Genomic DNA, 18,255 nt, shown 5'->3' with positions numbered 1-18,255 from the left:
GTCGGGGCGCCGGGCCGCCGGTCATCCGGTCGCCGAGACGCCGGGCCGCCGGTCATCCGGTCGCCGAGACGCCGGGCCGCCGGTCATCCGGTCGCCGAGACGTCGGGCCGCTGGTCGCCGGGGCGACGGGGCGCCGGGGCGACGGTCATCCGATCGTCCGGTCGCCGGTCGTCCGGCCGTTGAGGCGCCGGGACGTCGGGACGTCGGGACGTCGGGACGTCGATTGTCCGGTCGCCAGTCGCCGGACCGCCGGTCATCCGGTCGCCGAGACATCGGGCCGCTGGTCGCCGGGGCGCCGGGGCGACGGTCATCCGATCGTCCGGTCGCCGGTCGTCCGGCCGTTGAGGCGCCGGGACGTCGGGACGTCGATTGTCCGGTCGCCAGTCGCCGGACCGCCGGTCATCCGGTCGCCGAGACATCGGGCCGCTGGTCGCCGGGGCGCCGGGGCGACGATCGTCCAGTCGCCGGTCGTCCGGCCGTTGAGGCGCCGGGACGCCGGTCGTCCGGTCGCCGAGGCGCCGAGACGTGCGGCCTCAGGTGCGGCCCTCGCGCTGCTGTGCGTCCCGCATCGCCTGTGAGGTGCTCGCCCAGCGGGCCCGTACGACCCGGAAGCCCGCCCGTTCGGCGGCGTCGCAGACGAGCTCGTCGTCGTCGACGAGCATCCGGATCTCGCGGCCGCGGCCGAGGCGCCGCAGGGTCTCCAGCTTGGTGGTCCTGGCGGGGCGGCGGTCGTCGTTGCGTCTCATCCAGATGCGGCCGGCGGGCAGCCCGTGCCGCTCCAGCCACTCCGCCGTGGCCGCGCGGCAGCGCTCGGGCCGTCCGGTGAGGTACATCACCTCGCACTCCTGACGCGCCTCGACGACCAGGCGGACGCCGTCGGCGAGCGGTGTGTCCTCGGGCGCGGCGGCGAAGAAGCCGTCCCAGTCGCGCGGCCGGCGCTCCAGGTAGTGCTGGCGGTGGCCGGTCTCGGCGAGCGTCCCGTCGAGGTCGAACACGGCCAGCGGCCTGCTGTCGGCCGTCCGCGGAGCAGAGGCCGTGCGCGGAGTACCGGGTGTCTGGGGAGTCACGGTGTCCCAGGGTACGGGCCGGCCGGGAATCCCCGCGGCGTGAGGGCGTTGAACGGTGCGTGAGCTCCGTGATCGCCTCGACCCGCTTCTCCGTCCTGGACCGCTCCCGCACCCGTGAGGGCCACGACGCCCCGCAGGCGCTGCGCGACACCGTGCGGCTGGCCCGGGACATCGAGTCGCTCGGGTACCACCGCTTCTGGGTCTCCGAGCACCACGGCGTGCCGGGCGTGGCCGGCTCCGCGCCGACCGTGCTGGCGGCCGTCGTCGCGGCGGCGACCTCGGCGATCCGCGTCGGCACCGGCGGGGTGATGCTGCCCAATCACCAACCCCTCGTCGTCGCCGAGCAGTTCGGGGTGCTGGAGTCGCTCTTCCCGGGTCGGATCGACATGGGGCTCGGCCGCTCGGTCGGCTTCACCGACGGGGTGCGGCGGGCGCTGGGCCACGGCAAGGACGCCGCCGACGACTTCGCGGGGCAGCTGAGCGAGCTGCTCGGCTACATCGAGGGCACGCACCCGCAGGTGCACGCCCGGCCGCCGGAGGGGCTGCGGCTGCCGCCGTTCGTCCTGGCCACCGGCGAGGGGGCGGGCATCGCCGCCGCGGCCGGGGTGCCGCTGGTGATCGGCGACCTCCGGGACCGCGAGCGGCTGCTGCGGGCGTCGAGCGCTATCGCGCCGGGTTCCGCCCGTCCGTGTGGGCCCGCGAGCCGTACGTCGTCGTGGCGGGCACCGTCGCGGTCGCCGGCAGCGAGGACGATGCCCGGCGGCTGCTCGTCCCTGAGGCATGGGCGATGGCGTACGCCCGTACGTACGGGGCCTTCCCGCCGCTCGCGCCCGCCGAGCGGATCGAGGCGCGCGGGATGAGCGCGAAGGAGCGGGAGCTCTACGAGTCCGGGCTGCGCGGCCGGATCCACGGCACCGAGGAGCAGGTCAGGGATGCGCTGGAGGCGGTCATCACGGAGAGCGGCGCGAACGAGGTGCTGGTGACGACGAGCACGTACGACCGTGCCGGGCTGCTGGACTCGTACCGCCGTCTCGCCCGCATCGCGGGGCTGACCAGCGCGGATGTCCGGTCCGCTGCCTAGAATCGCCGGTATGCACGGCCCCCACGACCCCTATGTCCGCGTCCGCTCCGCCCGTGAGCACAACCTCAGGAACGTCGACGTCGACATCCCGCGCGACGCACTGACCGTCTTCACCGGGGTCTCCGGTTCGGGCAAGTCCTCGCTCGCCTTCGGCACGATCTACGCCGAGGCCCAGCGGCGCTACTTCGAGTCCGTCGCCCCGTACGCCCGCCGCCTCATCCACCAGGTGGGGGCGCCGAAGGTCGGGGAGATCACCGGGCTGCCGCCCGCCGTCTCGCTGGAGCAGCGCCGCTCCTCCCCCACCTCGCGCTCCTCCGTCGGCACGGTGACGACGCTCTCGAACTCGCTGCGCATGCTGTTCTCGCGCGCCGGGCAGTACCCGGCGGGGGCGGAACGGCTGGATTCCGACGCCTTCTCGCCGAACACGGCGGCCGGGGCCTGCCCCGAGTGCCATGGACTCGGCCGGATCCACCGCACCGGAGAGGAGCTGCTCGTCCCCGATCCGTCCCTTTCGATCCGCGAAGGCGCGATCGCGGCCTGGCCGGGTGCCTGGCAGGGCAAGAACCTGCGCGATGTGCTGGACACCCTCGGGTACGACATCGACCGGCCGTGGCGCGAGCTGGACCGCAAGGACCGCGACTGGATCCTGTTCACGGACGAGCAGCCGGTGGTGACGGTCCACCCGGTGCGCGAGGCGGGGCGCATCCAGCGCCCGTACCAGGGCACGTACATGAGCGCACAGCGCTACGTCCTGCACACCTTCGCCGACTCCAAGAGCCCGACGCTGCGCGCGAAGGCCGAGCGCTTCCTCACCAGCGCCCCGTGTCCGGTCTGCGGGGGCAGCAGGCTGCGGCCGGAGGCGCTCGCCGTGACCTTCGCCGGGCGGACCATCGCGGAGCTGGCGGCGCTGCCGCTGACCGAGCTCGCCGGGGTGCTGGACAGCGGTCCGCACGGGGAGACGGCGCGGGTGCTGACCGAGGACCTGCTGGCCCGTATCGGCACGGTGACCGAACTGGGCCTCGGCTATCTGAGCCTGGACCGCGCCACGCCCACGCTCTCCAGCGGTGAGCTCCAGCGGCTGCGGCTCGCGACCCAGCTGCGCTCCGGGCTCTTCGGCGTCGTCTATGTGCTCGACGAGCCGTCGGCCGGTCTGCATCCGGCCGACACGGAGGCGCTGCTCGTCGTCCTGGACCGGCTGAAGTCGGGCGGGAACACGGTCTTCGTCGTCGAGCACCATCTGGACGTCGTGCGGCACGCCGACTGGATCGTCGATGTGGGGCCGCGGGCCGGTGAGCACGGCGGGCGGGTGCTGTACAGCGGGCCGCCGCAGCGGCTCGCGGAGGTGGCCGAGTCGGCGACCCGCCGCTTCCTCTTCGACGCGGAGCCCGCGCCCGTACGCTCATCGAGGGAGCCGTCGGGCCATCTCGCCCTCGGTCCGGTCACCCGGCACAATCTGCGCGGGCTGACGACGCGGCTGCCGCTCGGCGTGTTGACGGCGGTCACCGGCGTCTCGGGCTCCGGGAAGTCGACGCTCGTCGGATCGATCACCGGGGAACTCCCGGGTGTGGAGCGGCTGGTGACGGTCGACCAGCGTCCGATCGGGCGCACTCCCCGCTCGAACCTGGCGACGTACACGGGCCTGTTCGACGTCGTGCGCAGGCTCTTCACCGCCACCGACGAGGCGCGGGCGCGCGGTTACAAGGCGGGGCGGTTCTCCTTCAACGTGGCGGGCGGGCGGTGCGAGACCTGCCAGGGCGAGGGGTTCGTCTCCGTCGAGCTGCTCTTCCTGCCCAGTACGTACGCGCCGTGCCCGGAGTGCCGCGGTGCCCGGTACAACCCGGAGACCCTGGAGGTGCGGCACGGCGGCCGGAACATCGCCGAGGTGCTCGATCTGACGGTGGAGGCCGCGGCCGGGGTCTTCGCCGGCACCCCGGCTGCCGCGCGCAGCCTGCGGGCGCTGCTCGACGTCGGTCTGGGCTATCTGCGGCTCGGCCAGCCGGCGACCGAGCTGTCCGGCGGCGAGGCCCAGCGCATCAAGCTCGCCGCCGAACTCCAGCGCCTGCGGCGTGGTCACACCCTGTACGTCCTGGACGAGCCCACGACCGGGCTGCACCCGGCCGATGTGGAGGTGCTGCTGCGGCAGTTGCACGGTCTGGTCGACGCCGGGCACTCGGTCGTGGTCGTCGAGCACGACATGGACGTGGTGGCGGGCGCCGACTGGGTCGTCGACCTCGGCCCGGGCGGTGGGGACAAGGGCGGCAGGATCGTCGCCGAGGGGACCCCGGCGGAGGTGGCGCGGGCGGCCGGGAGCCGCACCGCGCCCTATCTGGCGAGAACGCTGGGCCTCTAGAAGCGGCCCGCCTGCCTGCGTTCCCTCCTGCCTCCTGCCTCCTGCCTCCTGCCTCAGGCGGCCGCGTCGTATGTGTAGTGGGGCGTGTGGTCGAGCATGTCGGCCGGGGTCACGTCGTCCCACGGGCGCATCGTGCCGCGCAGGTCGACGACGTCCGCGGTCCCGATGGCCGGCAGATACGGGGAGTCGGGGTGGCGTTCCCCCCACTCGATCCAGAGCCGGTCGACGAAGGCGTGGTGCAGCCAGAACACGGGGTCGTTCGGGGAGACGCCGGTCGCCATCTGGCCGCCGACCCAGACGTGCACCCGGTTGTGCAGATTGACCCCGCGCCAGCCCTCCAGATGGTTGCGGAAGCCGTCGGACGCGCTGTTCCACGGCGGGGCGTCGTACGCCGGTATCGCGAGGACCGAGTCGACCTCGGCCCGGGTCGGCAGCTGCACCCCGTTCGCGCCGAGTGCGCGCCGCAGATAGCCGCGCCCGTCGACGCGCACGGTGATCGGCCAGGCGCCGGATGCGGCCGAGAAGGGGCCGTCCATGACCTGTCCGTCCCGCGCGCGGCCGGTGCCGCCGAGGAAGTCGGCGGCCCAGAGGGAGGACGCCGCGGTGCGGTCGGCGGTCCAGTCCCAGTACGGGAGGGACACGGACGGATCGACGGACTGGAGCGCCTGCTCGAACTCGATGAGGAATCTGCGGTGCCAGGGCAGGAACGACGGTGAGCGGTGGCCCACGCGGGGACCGCCGTCGGTGTCGCTCATGATGAAGCCGTTGTGGGTGGTGACGAAGGCGTCGTACGCCCCGCTGCGCTTGAGGGCGAGGAGCGCGTCGACGAAGCGCCGCTTCTCGTCGGCGGTGAGCAGGGCCTGGTTCTTGCGTACGGTCATGGCGGTGGTGCTCCGGATCAGGAGAGGGTGAGCGGGACGAGGTCGGCGCCCTGGAGTTCCACGACGGCGGCGCGGGCCGTGGCGCGGGGGGTGGCGAGTGGCTCGTAGTGGTTGACGACACTGATCCAGGTGCCGTCGGCGTTCTGCATGACGTGGAGTTCCTCGCCGTCGATGCGTACGGAGTAGCCGCCGCCGTGGCCCGCGTGGTGGCCGTCTCCGTGGCCGCCGTCGTGCGAGGCCCCGCCCTGTATGCGGCGACCCCGGTAGACCTCGTCGAACGGCTCCGGCGCGTCCGCCGACGCGGGTGTCGCCGGCGACGCAGGCGCAGGTGTCACCGGCGACACCTGCGACACCGGTATCGCCTGCGCGGCGCCGGCGGTCGCGAGAGCCGCGGTGACGCCGGCGGCGGCGCCCAGGGCTTGGCGGCGGGTGATGGTGGACATGCGTGTGAACCCCCTGGTAGGGAAGCGATGGAACGGCGGTGGTCCGGTGGTCGACCGGTACCGCCGTGGCCATGCCTACAGGGCGGCCTCCGGCAACAGGAAGTTGTCGGAGGCCGGTTGGGCGCGATTCGGTCATATGCCATGGGCAGTGCCCAGAGCGGTCAGAAGGAGACCGGCTCGCGGATCAGCGGGCATGTCATGCAGTGTCCGCCGCCGCGCCCCCGGCCCAGTTCGGCGCCGACGATGGTGATGACCTCCACCCCCGCCTTGCGCAGCAGGGTGTTCGTCAGCGTGTTGCGGTCGTAGGTGAAGACCACACCCGGTTCGAGGGCGACCGCGTTGTTGCCGCTGTCCCACTGCTGCCGTTCCGAGGCGTACACATCACCGCCGGTCTCGATCACCCGCAGTTCCGGCAGGCCCAGCGCGCGTGCCACGACGGCCACGAAGGCACGGGGCCCCTCGTCGACGACATCGAGGCCGGGGGCCTTGTCGCTCGGGCGCAGCGAGAAGGTGTGAACGCCGTCCATGATGTGCGGGTAGAGCGTGACGACGTCCCGGTCGGCGAAGGTGAAGACCGTGTCGAGGTGCATCGCCCACCGCAGTTTCGGCATCCCCGCGACGACGACGTGCTCCGCCGCTCCGTTCCGGAAGAGCTCAAGGGCGACCTGGGTGATCGCCTGGCGCGAGGTGCGCTCGCTCATGCCCATCAGGACGACGCCGTTGCCGACGGGCATGATGTCCCCGCCCTCGAACGTCGCCTGGCCCCAGTCGAGTTCCGGGTCGCCCCACCAGACGGTGGCGCCGGTGAAGTCCGGGTGGAACCGGTAGACAGCCTTCATCAGCAGTGTCTCGTCGTGGCGGGCCGGCCAGTACAGCGGGTTGAGCGTGACCCCGCCGTACAGCCAGCAGGTGGTGTCACGGGTGTAGAGGGTGTTGGGCAGCGGCGGCATCAGGTACTCGCGGATGCCGGTGGACTCCCGGACGAGGGCGAGGTACGGCGGCCGGAACTCCTCCGGCAGGTCGGCGGAGGCCAGCCCGCCGATGAGGTACTCGGCGAGGGTGCGCGGTTCGAGCGACTCCAGGAAGGCGCGGGTGGGATCGATGAGCCCGGCGTCGACCTCGTTCGCGCTGATCTTCCGGTCGAGCAGCCAGTCCCGGGCCTCCGGATCGGCCATCGTCTCCGCCAGCACCTCGTGGAGCTCGACGACCTCGACGCCGCGCTGCCGCAGCTTGTTGACGAAATCGGCGTGGTCGCGCTGGGCGTTCTCCACCCACATCACGTCGTCGAAGAGGAGCTCGTCGGCGTTGGTGGGGGTGAGCCGGCGGTGCGCGAGCCCTGGTGCGCAGACCAGGACCTTGCGCAGCCGGCCGACCTCGGAGTGGACGCCATGGGCCGGCCGCGGCGTGCGGTTGTCGTTCATCCTGCAAGGGGCCTTTCCTGGGACTCGACGGTGTCGACGGTCTGCGGTGCCTGCGGTGCCTGCGGTGCCTGCGGTCGCTGCGGTGGCTGCGGTGGCTGCGGTGCCGACGGCTTCGGTCAGAGGCTGATCCACCCGGCGGCGAGTGCGGTGAGACCCAGCACGGCACCAGCGACGGAGACCGCGCAGATGACCAGTTCGGCGGGCGAGAACAGCCGTCTGCCCTGCTCCCGGCGGGCCTTCACGAAGAAGAACGTGGCGGGCGCGTAGATGATGAAGGACACCAGCACGAACTTGAGCCCCGCCGCGTACAGCAGGAACGCCGTGTAGAGCGTGGCGAGCGCGGCGATGACGAGTTCGCGTCCCGACCCCCGGCCGCCCTCGGTGCGGCGGTCCGGCCGCAGGCAGACCTTGACGGCGAAAGCCGCCGCCAGCAGGAACGGGATCAGCGTGAGCGCGCTGGTGAAATCGAGCGCGAAGTTGAAGGCATCGTCGGAGAAGAGCGTGACGACCAGCACGATCTGGCTGAGCAGCGTCGTCATCACCAGCGCCGGCACCGGGACGTCATCGGCGCCGGCCCGGCCCAGGAAGCGGGGCATGTCGTCGTCCTGGGCGGCGACGAACAGCACCTCGGCGGCCATCAGCGTCCATGCCAGATAGGCGCCGAGCACCGATACGATCAGACCGGCGCTGACGAAGGCCTGTCCCCAGCCACCGACGGCGTGTTCGAGGACGCCCGCCATCGACGGCTGGCGCAGCTCGGCGATCTCGCTCATCGGCATGATGCCGTACGACACGATGGTGACCGAGGCGAAGACGGCGAAGACGCTGAGGAAGCCCAGCACCGTGGCGCGCCCGACGTCCTCGCGCCGCTTGGCGTGGCGCGAGTACACGCTGGCGCCCTCGACGCCGAGGAAGACGAAGACCGTGGCCAGCATCGTGCCCCGCACCTGGTTGAACAACGACCCGGCGTAGTCGGCGCCGGCCCAGTTGTCCGCGAAGACGTCCGTGTCGAAGTAGAAGAGCGCGAGGACGACGAAGACGAGGATGGGGACGACCTTGGCCACGGTCACGTTCCGGTTGATCGCGGCGGCCTCCTTGACCCCGCGGCGGATCAGCAGGAAGAACGCCCACAGGCCGATGGTCGACAGCGCGGCGGCGAGCAGTGTGTCGCCGTCCCCGAGCGCGGGCCAGACGGCGCCGAGCGTCGACATGATCAGCACCCAGTAGGTGACGTTGCCGACGCAGGCGCTGGCCCAGTAGCCGAACGCGGAGAAGAAGCCGAGGTACTCGCCGAAACCCGCCTTGGCGTACGCGTAGACACCCGCGTCGAGGTCGGGCCGGCGCACGGCGAGGGACTGGAAGACGAAGGCGAGCATCAGCATGCCCGTCCCGGCGATGGCCCAGGCGATCAGCGCACCGGCGACCCCGGTCTCCCGGGCGAAGCGCCCCGGCAGCGAGAAGACCCCGGCGCCCACCATCGAGCCGACGACCATCGCCGTCAGCGTGACCAGGGTCAGCTTGGCGGCCGGAGGCGCCTCGGCGACGGAGTCGGCATGGGTCGTCTCGTCTCTGCTCCCCTGCGCGGGCTGGTGCGGCCGTGCAGGGAATCTATCCACCCTGGAGGGGCTTTTCGGACATGCGCGCCGGGGTTCGGCAGTCCTGGCCGGTTCCGCTACCGGCCGGACGTGCGGGTAGCCCGCAGCCACTCCCTGTTCATGGCCGCGATCGACGGCAGCGGGATGCCCTTCGGGCACGCCGTCGCGCACTCGCCGGTCAGGGTGCAGCCGCCGAAGCCCTCGCCGTCCATCGCCGCGACCATGTCGAGCACCCGGGTCTCGCGCTCGGGCGCGCCCTGCGGCAGCACATTGAGATGGTTGATCTTCGCCGAGGTGAAGAGCATCGCCGAGCCGTTGGGGCAGGCCGCGACGCAGGCGCCGCAGCCGATGCACTCGGCGTGCTCGAAGGCCGAGTCGGCGTCGGCCTTGGGGACCGGGGTGGCATGGGCCTCGGGGGCGGAGCCGGTCGGCACGGAGACGTAGCCGCCGGCCTGGATGATGCGGTCGAAGGCCGAGCGGTCGACCACCAGGTCCTTGACGACCGGGAAGGCCGAGGCCCGCCACGGCTCGATGTCGATCGTGTCGCCGTCCCGGAAGGAGCGCATGTGGAGCTGGCAGGTGGTGGTGCGCTCGGGGCCGTGGGCGTCGCCGTTGATGACGAGCGAGCAGGCGCCGCAGATGCCTTCGCGGCAGTCGTGGTCGAAGGCGACGGGGTCCTCGCCGCGCAGGATGAGTTCCTCGTTGAGGGTGTCGAGCATCTCCAGGAACGACATGTCCCGCGAGATGCCGTCCACCTCGTAGACGGCCATGGCGCCGGGGGCGTCGGCGTTCTTCTGGCGCCAGACGCGCAGGTTGAGCTTCATGCGTAGCTCCGCTGGGTGGGGTGGACGTACTCGAAGACCAGGTCTTCCTTGTGCAGGACGGGGGCTTCGCCGGTTCCCGCGAACTCCCAGGCGGCGGCGTACGAGAACTCCTCGTCCTTCCGCTCCGCCTCGCCGTCCGGGGTCTGGGACTCCTCGCGGAAGTGGCCGCCGCAGGATTCGCCGCGGTGCAGCGCGTCGAGGCACATCAGCTCGGCGAGTTCCAGGTAGTCGACGATACGGTTGGCCTTCTCCAGCGACTGGTTGAACTCCTCCCCGTTGCCGGGCACCTTGATCCGCCGCCAGAACTCCTCGCGGAGCTGCGGGATCCGGCCGAGGGCCTTGCGCAGGCCCTCCTCGGTGCGGGCCATTCCGCAGAACTCCCACATCAGTTCGCCGAGTTCGCGGTGGAACGAGTCGGGCGTGCGGTCGCCGTCGACGGAGAGGAGGAGGTTCAGCCGGTCCTCGGTCTCGGCGAGGACCTCGGCCACGGCCGGGTGGCCGTCGTCGATCTCACCGCCGTGCGGGGTGCGGGCGAGGTAGTCGTTGATCGTCGACGGCAGGACGAAGTAGCCGTCGGCGAGCCCCTGCATCAGGGCGGACGCGCCGAGCCGGTTGGCGCCGTGGTCGGAGAAGTTGGCCTCGCCGATGGCGAAGAGGCCGGGGACGGTGGTCTGGAGGTCGTAGTCGACCCAGAGTCCGCCCATCGTGTAGTGCACGGCAGGGTAGATCCGCATCGGCACCTCGTACGGGTTCTCCGCGGTGATCCGCTCGTACATGTCGAAGAGGTTGCCGTACTTCTCCTCGACGGCTCTCCGCCCCATCCGCTTGATGGCGTCGGCGAAGTCGAGGTAGACGCCCTGGCCGCCGGGGCCGACCCCGCGGCCCTCGTCGCAGACGTTCTTCGCGGCGCGTGAGGCGATGTCGCGCGGCACGAGGTTGCCGAAGGAGGGGTAGATGCGCTCCAGGTAGTAGTCGCGCTCGTCCTCCGGGATCTCGGCGGCCGGGCGGGTGTCGCCCTCGGCCTTGGGCACCCAGATGCGGCCGTCGTTGCGGAGCGACTCGCTCATCAGCGTCAGCTTGGACTGGTGCTCGCCGGTGCGCGGGATGCAGGTGGGGTGGATCTGGGTGAAGCAGGGGTTGCCGAAGTACGCGCCGCGCCGGTGCGCCCGCCAGACGGCGGTCGCGTTGGAGTTCATGGCGTTCGTCGACAGGTAGAAGACGTTGCCGTAGCCGCCGGAGGCGAGGACGACGGCGTCGGCGAAGTACGTGTCGATCTTCCCGGTGATCAGATCGCGTGCCACGATGCCGCGGGCCCGGCCGTCGACGACGATCAGGTCGAGCATCTCGGTGCGCGGGTGCATCTCCACGTTCCCCGCCGCGATCTGCCGGGAGAGCGCCTGGTAGGCGCCGAGGAGCAGTTGCTGGCCCGTCTGGCCGCGGGCGTAGAAGGTGCGGGAGACCTGGACGCCGCCGAAGGAGCGGGTGTCCAGGAGGCCGCCGTACTCGCGGGCGAAGGGCACGCCCTGGGCGACGCACTGGTCGATGATCTCGACGGAGACCTGGGCGAGCCGGTGGACGTTGGACTCGCGGGCGCGGAAGTCGCCGCCCTTGACGGTGTCGTAGAAGAGGCGGTGGACGGAGTCGCCGTCGTTGCGGTAGTTCTTGGCGGCGTTGATGCCGCCCTGGGCGGCGATGGAGTGGGCGCGCCGCGGGGAGTCCTGGTAGCAGAACTGGACGACGTGGTAGCCCTGTTCGGCGAGGGTGGCACCGGCCGATCCGCCGGCGAGGCCGGTGCCGACGACGATGACGGTGTGCTTGCGGCGGTTGGCCGGGTTGACCAGCTTCGCCTCGAAGCGGCGGCGGTCCCAGCGCTCGGCGATGGGCCCTTCGGGGGCCTTGGTGTCGGCGATCGGGGCGCCGGTCTCGTACGCCGTGTACTCGAGGAAGTCGTTCATGTCAGCTCACCGATCCGGTCATGACGGCGACGGGTACCGCGATGAAACCCGCCGTCAGCGCCAGCGCGAGGACGTCGGCCGAGGTCTTCAGTGCGCGGTCGCGGGCCGCGCTGCCCACGCCGAGGGTCTGGGCCGCGCTCCAGAAGCCGTGCCGGATGTGCAGGCCGAGGGCGAGCATCGCGGTGATGTAGATGGTGTTGCCGTACCAGGTGGAGAACGTCGCGACGACGTTCTCGTACGGGCGCCCGTGCTCCGCGTTCTCGTTGACGGTGAGCGTGGTCAGGTCCAGCAGGTGCCAGACGATGAACAGGCCGAGGATGATCCCGCCCCAGCGCATGGTGCGGGTGGCGTAGCTCGCGCGGCGCCGCTTGTGGACGGACTTGCTGGGACGCGCCCTGATGTCCCGGCGGCTGAGCTGGTACGCCGACACGCCGTGCAGCACGACGGCGGCGAGCAGCACCACGCGGACGAGCCAGAGCGCCCACTCGTAGTGGAGGAAGGGCTCCCCGAGGGTGCGCAGCCAGTGGGCGTAGCCGTTGAACTCGTCGGAGCCGAAGAAGATCTTGAGGTTGCCCAGCATATGGACGACCAGATAGCCGAGCATGATCAGGCCGCTCACGGCCATGACCGTCTTCTTGCCGACGGTCGATCCCCAGAAGGTGCGCGTCATGGACGGTTTTCGGTCCGGTTGCTTTCGGTCCGTCCGCGTAGCGAGAGCCATGGACCCGACGCTAGGGCGGGGGGAACCCAGAGGTCCAAGACATGGTCCGGCTCATCTCCATAGGCTCCGGCTATCGTGGGTCCCATGCAGTTCCAGCAGCTCCAGTACTTCGTGGCCGTGGCCGAGACCCGGCACTTCACACGGGCGGCGGAGCGGGTCCATGTGTCGCAGCCGTCGCTGTCCCAGCAGATCCGGGCGCTGGAGAAGGAGCTCGGGGCGGAGCTCTTCAGCCGTGCCCGCGGCAACATCGCGCTCACGGACGCGGGCGAGGCGCTGCTGCCGCTGGCCCGGCGGATCCTGGCGGACACGGACACGGCCCGGCGGGAAGTGCAGGAGCTGGCGCAGTTGCGGCGCGGCCGGATCAGGCTCGGCGCGACGCCGAGCGTGTGCACCGGCCTGCTGCCGGACGTGCTGCGCGCCTTTCACGATCTGCACCCGGGGATCGAGCTGCTGATCGAGGAGAGCGGCTCCCACGACCTCGTACGGGAGCTCGCGCGCGGCGCGCTCGATCTGGCGCTGGTGGTACTGCCGCTGCCGACGCCCTCACCGGCGCTGTCGACGGTGGAACTGCTCCAGGAGGATCTGGTGGTGGTGTCGGCGGCGGCCGCTCCTGCACCGCGGCGGCCGGTGCGGATCGCGGATCTGGAGGGTGAGCGGCTGGTGATGTTCCGGCACGGGTACGACCTGCGGGAGCTGACGGTGGCGGCGTGCCGGGCGGAGGGGTTCGAGCCGTCGTTCACGGTCGAGGGCGGGGAGATGGACGCGGTGCTGGGGTTCGTGCGGGCGGGGCTTGGCATGGCGGTGGTGCCGCGGATGGTCGCGGCGCGGGCGGGCCGCGACCTCCGGGTCACCGCGCTGGCCCGCCCCGGTCTGCGCCGGACGATCGCGCTGGCCCACCGCAGCGACGTGGCGCCGCCGCGGGCGGCGCGCGAGCTCCAGCGGATGCTGCTGCGCTCGCGCCTGACGGCGCCTGCGGAGGTGTGACGGCCACGCGCCCCGCCCGGCCGGGAGGGGGGGACGGGCGCGAAGCCGGTCGTCCAGCAGCACCGACCGTCCAAGCAACACCGACCGTCCAAGCAACACCGGGGCGCCGCGGAGGTCCCTGGGCCTTCCTACCGGGCCGGGCCGGGTGCCGGCAGCGCACGGACGTGCGTGCGTTCGCCTTGCTTCCCGATGAGACTCAGGAACTCGACGGGACCAGCACCGGTGGCCCCGAACCAGTGCGGGGTGCGCGTGTCGAACTCGGCGGCCTCCCCGGGCCTGAGGACGAGGTCGTGTTCCCCGAGCACCAGGCGGAGCGTGCCGTTGAGGACGTAGACCCAGTCGTAGCCCTCGTGGGTGCGCAGCTCGGGTGCGGCGTCGTCGCTCCCGGTCGGCAGGACGAACTTGTACGCCTGGATCCCTCCGGGCCTGCGGGTCAGCGGCAGGACCACCGAGCCGTCACCGCAGGGAATGGGACGCAGATGGATGCGGGGGTCGCCGGTCGGCGGCGCGTCGACGAGCTCGTCGAGGGTGACCCCGTGGGCGCGAGCGAGCGGAAGCAGCTGTTCGAGCGTGGGACGCCGCAGACCGGCCTCCAGCCGGGACAAGGTGCTGGTGGAGATGCCGGTCTCCTCCGCGAGGGCGGCGAGGGTGACGTCGCGGTGCTGCCGGAGGCGTTTCAGCCTCGGTCCGACAGCGTCGAGAGTGCGGTCCATGGCTTCGTCCATCGCCCCATTTTGCCATTCGGCAACAACGTTTGCTCATCCGCCTCCCCGCACGGCACCCTGCAGATCCGTCGGCGCGGGTGAGCCCGGCGGAGCCGTCGGCACATGGCCGCGACGAGGGCGCGGGCCACGGCGGAGAGACCATCGCGAACGAGGAGGACGACCATGCCGCACGCATTCGACAAGGACTTCTGGGAGCGGCACTGGCAACAGGTGCGGGCCGCGGGCCCAGGCTCCATGGGCGGCAACCCTCCGAACCCGTACCTCGCTCGTGAGACCGGCGGCCTGACGCCGGGCACCGCACTGGACGCGGGGTGCGGCGGCGGTGCCGAGGCGATCTGGCTCGCCTCCCGTGGCTGGCACGTCACCGCGGCCGACATCTCGTCCGAGGCCCTCGCTCGCGCCGCCGAGCGCGCGGCGACGAGCGGGGCCGCCGAGCGCCTGCAGTGGGTCGAGGCGGATCTGGGCATCTGGAGCCCGGCCGCGCAGTTCGACCTGGTCATGACGCACTACGCCCACCCGGCCATGCCCCAGCTGGAGTTCTACGACCGCATCGCCGACTGGGTGGCTCCCGGCGGCACGCTGCTCATCGTGGGGCATCTGGACACCCCGGACTCCACCGGCCACGGGCACCGTCCTCCCGCCGAGGCGTCGGCCACCTCCGGGGCCGTCACCGCACGCATGGACGCCGTGGAGTGGGAGATCGTCACCGCCGAAGAGCACCTCCGCACCGGCCACGGGGGCCGGGCGGTCCCCCTCCACGATGTCGTCGTGCGCGCCGTCCGACGCCGCTGACCACCCCGTCCGACAGCGCCGGCGCGCTAGGGAGTGTCTTCAAAGTCCCGTCTGCCCGGCGCAGCGCCTGGCACGCCCTCCCAGAGCTCGCGCCTGGGAGGTGCCGCCACCCCCGTGGCCCTTCGGGCACGGGAGGTGCCCCACCGCATGGACTCCCTCTTCCGCCTTGCCCTCGCACGCACCAGACGCCGCCGGGCCCGCCCTCCGGGCGGACGACGCCACTGTGAAGACACTCCCTAGCGCAGACGGAACACCGGGCCGCGGGGTGTGAAGGGGAGCGAGGCGCCCTCCGGGACGAGGTAGGCGTGTTCGGGGCGTACGCGGAGCACGTCGCAGTAGCCGTCCGTGATGATGAGCACGGGCGCCGTGGCCGGGAAGTCCTCCGCGCGGCGCAGGAGGTCGATCCCCGGCTGGAGGACGGTGCCGCCGCGGCCGCGCACACGGACCCTGCCGGCGATCTCCGTCGGCGGCAGATAACCCGCGTCGTAAGCGGCGGCATCGCAGAAGACCACCCGCGCGGCCGGTACGTCGCGGGCCTCGGCGTACGAGGCGATGGCGCCGAGCGCCTTGCCGAGCAGCCGGGCGCTCATGGATCCGGAGGTGTCAAGGACGACGCCGAAGGTGCAGCGGGCGACCTCCTCGGGCGGGAAGTACCGTCCGGCGCGCGGGATGTCGGGGGTGGACGCCTGGCGGCGGGCGGGCCGCGCGTAGCTGCGCACGGCCTCCGGGCGGGGCACGTACTCGTCGAACCAGCGGGCCAGCCGGGCGTCCCACGGCACCGGCGGGTGGGCCAGTGCCCGGATCTCCTGGACCAGTCCGGCGGGCAGCAGCGCCCGTTCGCCGCCGAGGTGCAGATCGAGTCCCTGGACCAGGCCGCGCCGGTAGAACTCGTCGAGGTCGACCCAGTCCCGGGGGCCGCCGCCGAGCGGTTCACCGAGGATGTCGCCGATGCCCTTGCCGCGGAGGGTGGCCAGGCGCCGGATCCGGCGGGCGTCGGTGACGATCCGGTCGTACACCTCCTCCGCGGACAGGTTCCTCAATGCCGGGTCGTACAGCAGTCCTTCGGGCATCGTGCCGACGCCCATCTCGACGAGCCAGCCGTTGATGACGTAGTCGGCGGCCACGTTGAAGAGGTACGGGTCGCGGGCGCCGCGCCGGTCACCGTGGCGCAGGGCCGCGTGCAGCATCTCGTGGGCGAGGATGAAACGCCATTCCTCGTCGTCGTAGCGGCGCAGCGGATTGACGTAGATCTCGCCGAGCGTGGCGTCGACGGCGGCGACGGCGATGCTGTGGGCGCGGGCGAGTTCGGCGTCGGCGACGAGTTTCATGCCCGCCGCGATGCCGCCGAGCAGCGGGTAGGAGGTGATGAACCAGCTGAGCGCGCGGTCCCAGGGCCGCGCCGGGAGCCGTTCGCCGGTGAGCGTGTCGCGCCGGCCGCCCGCGACGTCCATGGCGGCGGACATGGTGCGGGTCAGGGCATGGGCGAACGCGAGCTGCCAGTCGGCCGGGGTGTGCCACCGCGACCATGGCACGAGGATCTGGTCGGGGGCCTCCCCTCCCGTGCCGCAGTGTTCGTACGCGGCGGGGATGCCGTCGCGCCGCCAGCGGGTGGCGAGTTGTTCCTCGTCGCCGTCGGGGTAGGACGCGGGGAGGCGGTCGGGGGCGCGGCCGGCGGGGAAGGTGAGCAGGAAGCGGTTGACGACGACGCAGCGGGCGGCGAGGTCGAACCGGTCGGGCTGCGGACGGGAACGCTGGTCGGCGGGGACATGGCCGAAGCCGAGATGGATGAGGCAGTGGGCGACGGCCCAGGCCCACTCGGCCGGTTCGGCACGGCGGTCGGGGTGGACATGGATCTTGCCGTTGGAGTCGACGGCGGCCAGACCGTGGCGCGGGTTCAGAGCGCAGTCGCGGCTGCGGCAGACATCGGCTTCCAGCGCGGCGAGGGCCGGGTTGCGCTGGACGACGGCCAGTCCGGCGAGGAACTCCTGGGTGGCCGCGTCGTTCCGGGCCTTCTTCCCCTGCGCCGCCCGGCCCGCCGGCCGGCTCATCGGCGGGCCTCGACCAGCCGCGGCATGTCGCGGGCGGCCTCGACGAGGAACCAGGCGGGCAGCACGGGCTGTCCGTCCTCGTCGTCGCGGATGACGGTCTGGGCGACCTCGACGGAGATCTCGGCGAGCTGGACGAGCAGCGTCTTGGCGCGGTGTGCGGTCTGTCGCAGGGCGGGCGGGATCTGGTCCTTGGTGGCGGGGAGTTCCTTGACGAGCCGGCCCCGGAAGGCGTCGGCCAGGTAGTAGAGCAGGTCGCGGTCCTCGATGCGGCGGGGCCAGGAGGCGTCGCCCTTGATGATGGCGTCGATGCCGTACGCGTGCCGCACGATCTTGGCGTAGCCGCAGAAGGACACGGCGTGCGCGGGGGTGAGCGTGCCGTGCGCGACGATCTTGAGCGTCTCCTCGTCCAGCGTCGGCCCGAAGGAGTGCAGCGCGTCGGAGAGCATGTGCCACGAACGGGGAGTGGAGAACGGTTCCTCCGTCTTGGGCGGCTGCGACCACAGATGGTCGGGCCGGTCGCCGAGGTAGTCGACGACCCATGGGTGGATGCCGTTCTCACCCGCCCATACGAGCCAGTCGGTGGCGGAGGCGCGCAGGTGGACGTGGGTGAGTCGGTTGACAAGCGCGGAAGCGATGGGCCGGGCCAGCGCGTTGTCGGTGGCCCGGTTTCCGGCGCCGATGACGATGGACCCGGCCGGCAGCTCGTACGTGCCGATGCGCCGGTCGAGGATCAGGGAGTAGAACGCCTTCTGCACATCGGGGGTGGCGGCGTTCAGCTCGTCGAGGAAGAGGCAGTACGGCTCGTCACGGGCGATGGCCTCGGGCGGGCAGAAGACGGACCTGCCGTCGCGGATCTGCGGTACGCCGATGAGGTCCTCGGGCGCGAGCTGGGTGCCGAGCAGGCTGACGCACTCCAGGCCCAGGGACTCGGCGAAGTTCCGTACGAGGGACGACTTGCCGATGCCGGGGGCACCCCACAGGAACACGGGTCGCACGGTGGCGAGTCCGAGCAGCAGCTCGGGCACACGGGCGGGCGTGATGGTGACGGCTGCCTGCAAGCTGAGGACTCCTGAGGGCTGGGTGACGTCCGGTGCGCCCGGACTGTTCGATGTGTCCGAACAGTGTGGACGCCGCGGGGCCCTCAGCGCAGCCGGTTATTCGCGCGCCGGTGCCGCTCCGCCGGCGCGGGGCCGGCATCGGGGCGCCGGGCCCAGGTCCGCCCGGAGGCCGGGCGGACGGGACGTCGAAGACACCCCCTAGGTCCTGGCACGCGCATCTGCCGCGTGGTTGTCGGCCGCCGACTCCCCCGTAGCCCTCCGGGCACGGGAGGTGCCCCTACCGCGTCGACTCCCTCCTGCGACTCGCAGT

14 protein-coding genes and 1 pseudogene are annotated in these 18,255 nt (G+C 72.0%); 4 read left to right on the top strand and 11 right to left on the bottom strand.

From position 1 onward, the window contains the following. Positions 1-533 precede the first annotated feature (533 nt). Entirely contained in the window at positions 534-1,067 is a 534-nt protein-coding gene (locus KK483_RS32790) for a hypothetical protein (protein WP_399015622.1), read from the bottom strand. A 59-nt stretch (positions 1,068-1,126) separates the two neighbouring features. Between KK483_RS32790 and KK483_RS32785 the strand changes: the two are divergent. Both KK483_RS32785 and KK483_RS32780 read left to right on the top strand, forming a co-directional pair. Next, a pseudogene (locus tag KK483_RS32785) lies at positions 1,127-2,148 on the top strand (MsnO8 family LLM class oxidoreductase). 10 nt (positions 2,149-2,158) lie between these two features. Further along, positions 2,159-4,498 carry an excinuclease ABC subunit UvrA gene (locus KK483_RS32780; protein ID WP_262008839.1) on the top strand — a complete coding sequence of 780 codons (2,340 nt, stop codon included), beginning with the start codon at positions 2,159-2,161 and terminating at the stop codon, positions 4,496-4,498. 53 nt (positions 4,499-4,551) lie between these two features. Here KK483_RS32780 and KK483_RS32775 read toward each other — a convergent pair whose 3' ends face one another. From KK483_RS32775 to KK483_RS32745, 7 genes are all read right to left on the bottom strand, one after another. Then, a complete protein-coding gene (locus KK483_RS32775; protein WP_262008838.1) occupies positions 4,552-5,379 on the bottom strand; it encodes a tyrosinase MelC2 in 828 nt (275 codons plus the stop codon). A 17-nt stretch (positions 5,380-5,396) separates the two neighbouring features. Beyond that, the gene (locus KK483_RS32770) at positions 5,397-5,822 is read right to left on the bottom strand and encodes an apotyrosinase chaperone MelC1 (protein WP_262008837.1); all 426 of its coding nucleotides are present in this window, start codon (positions 5,820-5,822) and stop codon (positions 5,397-5,399) included. 161 nt (positions 5,823-5,983) lie between these two features. Further along, a complete protein-coding gene (locus KK483_RS32765; protein WP_262008836.1) occupies positions 5,984-7,243 on the bottom strand; it encodes an arginine deiminase in 1,260 nt (419 codons plus the stop codon). Between the two features lie 116 nt (positions 7,244-7,359). Continuing rightward, positions 7,360-8,760 carry a basic amino acid/polyamine antiporter gene (locus KK483_RS32760; protein ID WP_262009791.1) on the bottom strand — a complete coding sequence of 467 codons (1,401 nt, stop codon included), beginning with the start codon at positions 8,758-8,760 and terminating at the stop codon, positions 7,360-7,362. Between the two features lie 155 nt (positions 8,761-8,915). Then, the gene (locus KK483_RS32755) at positions 8,916-9,662 is read right to left on the bottom strand and encodes a succinate dehydrogenase/fumarate reductase iron-sulfur subunit (RefSeq protein WP_262008835.1); all 747 of its coding nucleotides are present in this window, start codon (positions 9,660-9,662) and stop codon (positions 8,916-8,918) included. After that, positions 9,659-11,617, bottom strand: a complete 1,959-nt coding sequence (locus KK483_RS32750) for a fumarate reductase/succinate dehydrogenase flavoprotein subunit (protein WP_262008834.1) — start codon at positions 11,615-11,617, stop codon at positions 9,659-9,661. Before KK483_RS32750 ends, KK483_RS32755 begins: the two co-directional genes overlap by 4 nt. 1 nt (position 11,618) lies before the next feature. Further along, on the bottom strand, positions 11,619-12,338 hold the full coding sequence (locus tag KK483_RS32745) for a succinate dehydrogenase (protein ID WP_262008833.1): 720 nt from the start codon (positions 12,336-12,338) through the stop codon (positions 11,619-11,621). Positions 12,339-12,422: 84 nt separating this feature from the next. Between KK483_RS32745 and KK483_RS32740 the strand changes: the two genes are divergently transcribed. Beyond that, positions 12,423-13,322 carry a LysR family transcriptional regulator gene (locus tag KK483_RS32740; protein WP_262008832.1) on the top strand — a complete coding sequence of 300 codons (900 nt, stop codon included), beginning with the start codon at positions 12,423-12,425 and terminating at the stop codon, positions 13,320-13,322. A 128-nt stretch (positions 13,323-13,450) separates the two neighbouring features. On the opposite strand, the gene KK483_RS32735 is transcribed toward KK483_RS32740, so the two are convergent. Further along, positions 13,451-14,047, bottom strand: a complete 597-nt coding sequence (locus KK483_RS32735) for a helix-turn-helix domain-containing protein (RefSeq protein ID WP_262008831.1) — start codon at positions 14,045-14,047, stop codon at positions 13,451-13,453. A gap of 162 nt (positions 14,048-14,209) precedes the next feature. Here KK483_RS32735 and KK483_RS32730 point away from each other — a divergent pair, with 162 nt between their 5' ends. Then, positions 14,210-14,839, top strand: a complete 630-nt coding sequence (locus KK483_RS32730; RefSeq protein WP_262008830.1) for a bifunctional 2-polyprenyl-6-hydroxyphenol methylase/3-demethylubiquinol 3-O-methyltransferase UbiG — start codon at positions 14,210-14,212, stop codon at positions 14,837-14,839. A 236-nt stretch (positions 14,840-15,075) separates the two neighbouring features. Here KK483_RS32730 and KK483_RS32725 read toward each other — a convergent pair whose 3' ends face one another. Together KK483_RS32725 and KK483_RS32720 are read right to left on the bottom strand one after the other, a co-directional pair. Beyond that, positions 15,076-16,887, bottom strand: coding sequence for a DUF2201 family putative metallopeptidase (locus KK483_RS32725; RefSeq protein ID WP_262008829.1), 1,812 nt, complete (start codon positions 16,885-16,887; stop codon positions 15,076-15,078). After that, on the bottom strand, positions 16,884-17,945 hold the full coding sequence (locus KK483_RS32720; protein ID WP_262008828.1) for an ATP-binding protein: 1,062 nt from the start codon (positions 17,943-17,945) through the stop codon (positions 16,884-16,886). The genes KK483_RS32725 and KK483_RS32720 overlap by 4 nt, the downstream gene beginning before the upstream one ends. Between the last annotated feature and the right edge of the window lie 310 nt (positions 17,946-18,255).

Origin of the sequence: Streptomyces sp. FIT100 (genome assembly GCF_024584805.1) — a bacterium.
GTDB lineage: Bacteria > Actinomycetota > Actinomycetes > Streptomycetales > Streptomycetaceae > Streptomyces.
Note: the sequence above shows the minus strand (reverse complement) of the source record. Positions and strands in the feature narration are given on the sequence as shown.

Excerpts from the sequence above, each read along its gene's own strand:
- KK483_RS32780 (WP_262008839.1), top strand. The coding sequence starts at position 2,159 with ATGCACGGCCCCCACGACCCCTATGTCCGCGTCCGCTCCGCCCGTGAG.
- KK483_RS32775 (WP_262008838.1), bottom strand. The coding sequence starts at position 5,379 with ATGACCGTACGCAAGAACCAGGCCCTGCTCACCGCCGACGAGAAGCGG.
- KK483_RS32770 (WP_262008837.1), bottom strand. The coding sequence starts at position 5,822 with ATGTCCACCATCACCCGCCGCCAAGCCCTGGGCGCCGCCGCCGGCGTC.
- KK483_RS32765 (WP_262008836.1), bottom strand. The coding sequence starts at position 7,243 with ATGAACGACAACCGCACGCCGCGGCCGGCCCATGGCGTCCACTCCGAG.
- KK483_RS32755 (WP_262008835.1), bottom strand. The coding sequence starts at position 9,662 with ATGAAGCTCAACCTGCGCGTCTGGCGCCAGAAGAACGCCGACGCCCCC.
- KK483_RS32750 (WP_262008834.1), bottom strand. The coding sequence starts at position 11,617 with ATGAACGACTTCCTCGAGTACACGGCGTACGAGACCGGCGCCCCGATC.
- KK483_RS32745 (WP_262008833.1), bottom strand. The coding sequence starts at position 12,338 with ATGGCTCTCGCTACGCGGACGGACCGAAAGCAACCGGACCGAAAACCG.
- KK483_RS32740 (WP_262008832.1), top strand. The coding sequence starts at position 12,423 with ATGCAGTTCCAGCAGCTCCAGTACTTCGTGGCCGTGGCCGAGACCCGG.
- KK483_RS32735 (WP_262008831.1), bottom strand. The coding sequence starts at position 14,047 with ATGGACGAAGCCATGGACCGCACTCTCGACGCTGTCGGACCGAGGCTG.
- KK483_RS32730 (WP_262008830.1), top strand. The coding sequence starts at position 14,210 with ATGCCGCACGCATTCGACAAGGACTTCTGGGAGCGGCACTGGCAACAG.
- KK483_RS32725 (WP_262008829.1), bottom strand. The coding sequence starts at position 16,887 with ATGAGCCGGCCGGCGGGCCGGGCGGCGCAGGGGAAGAAGGCCCGGAAC.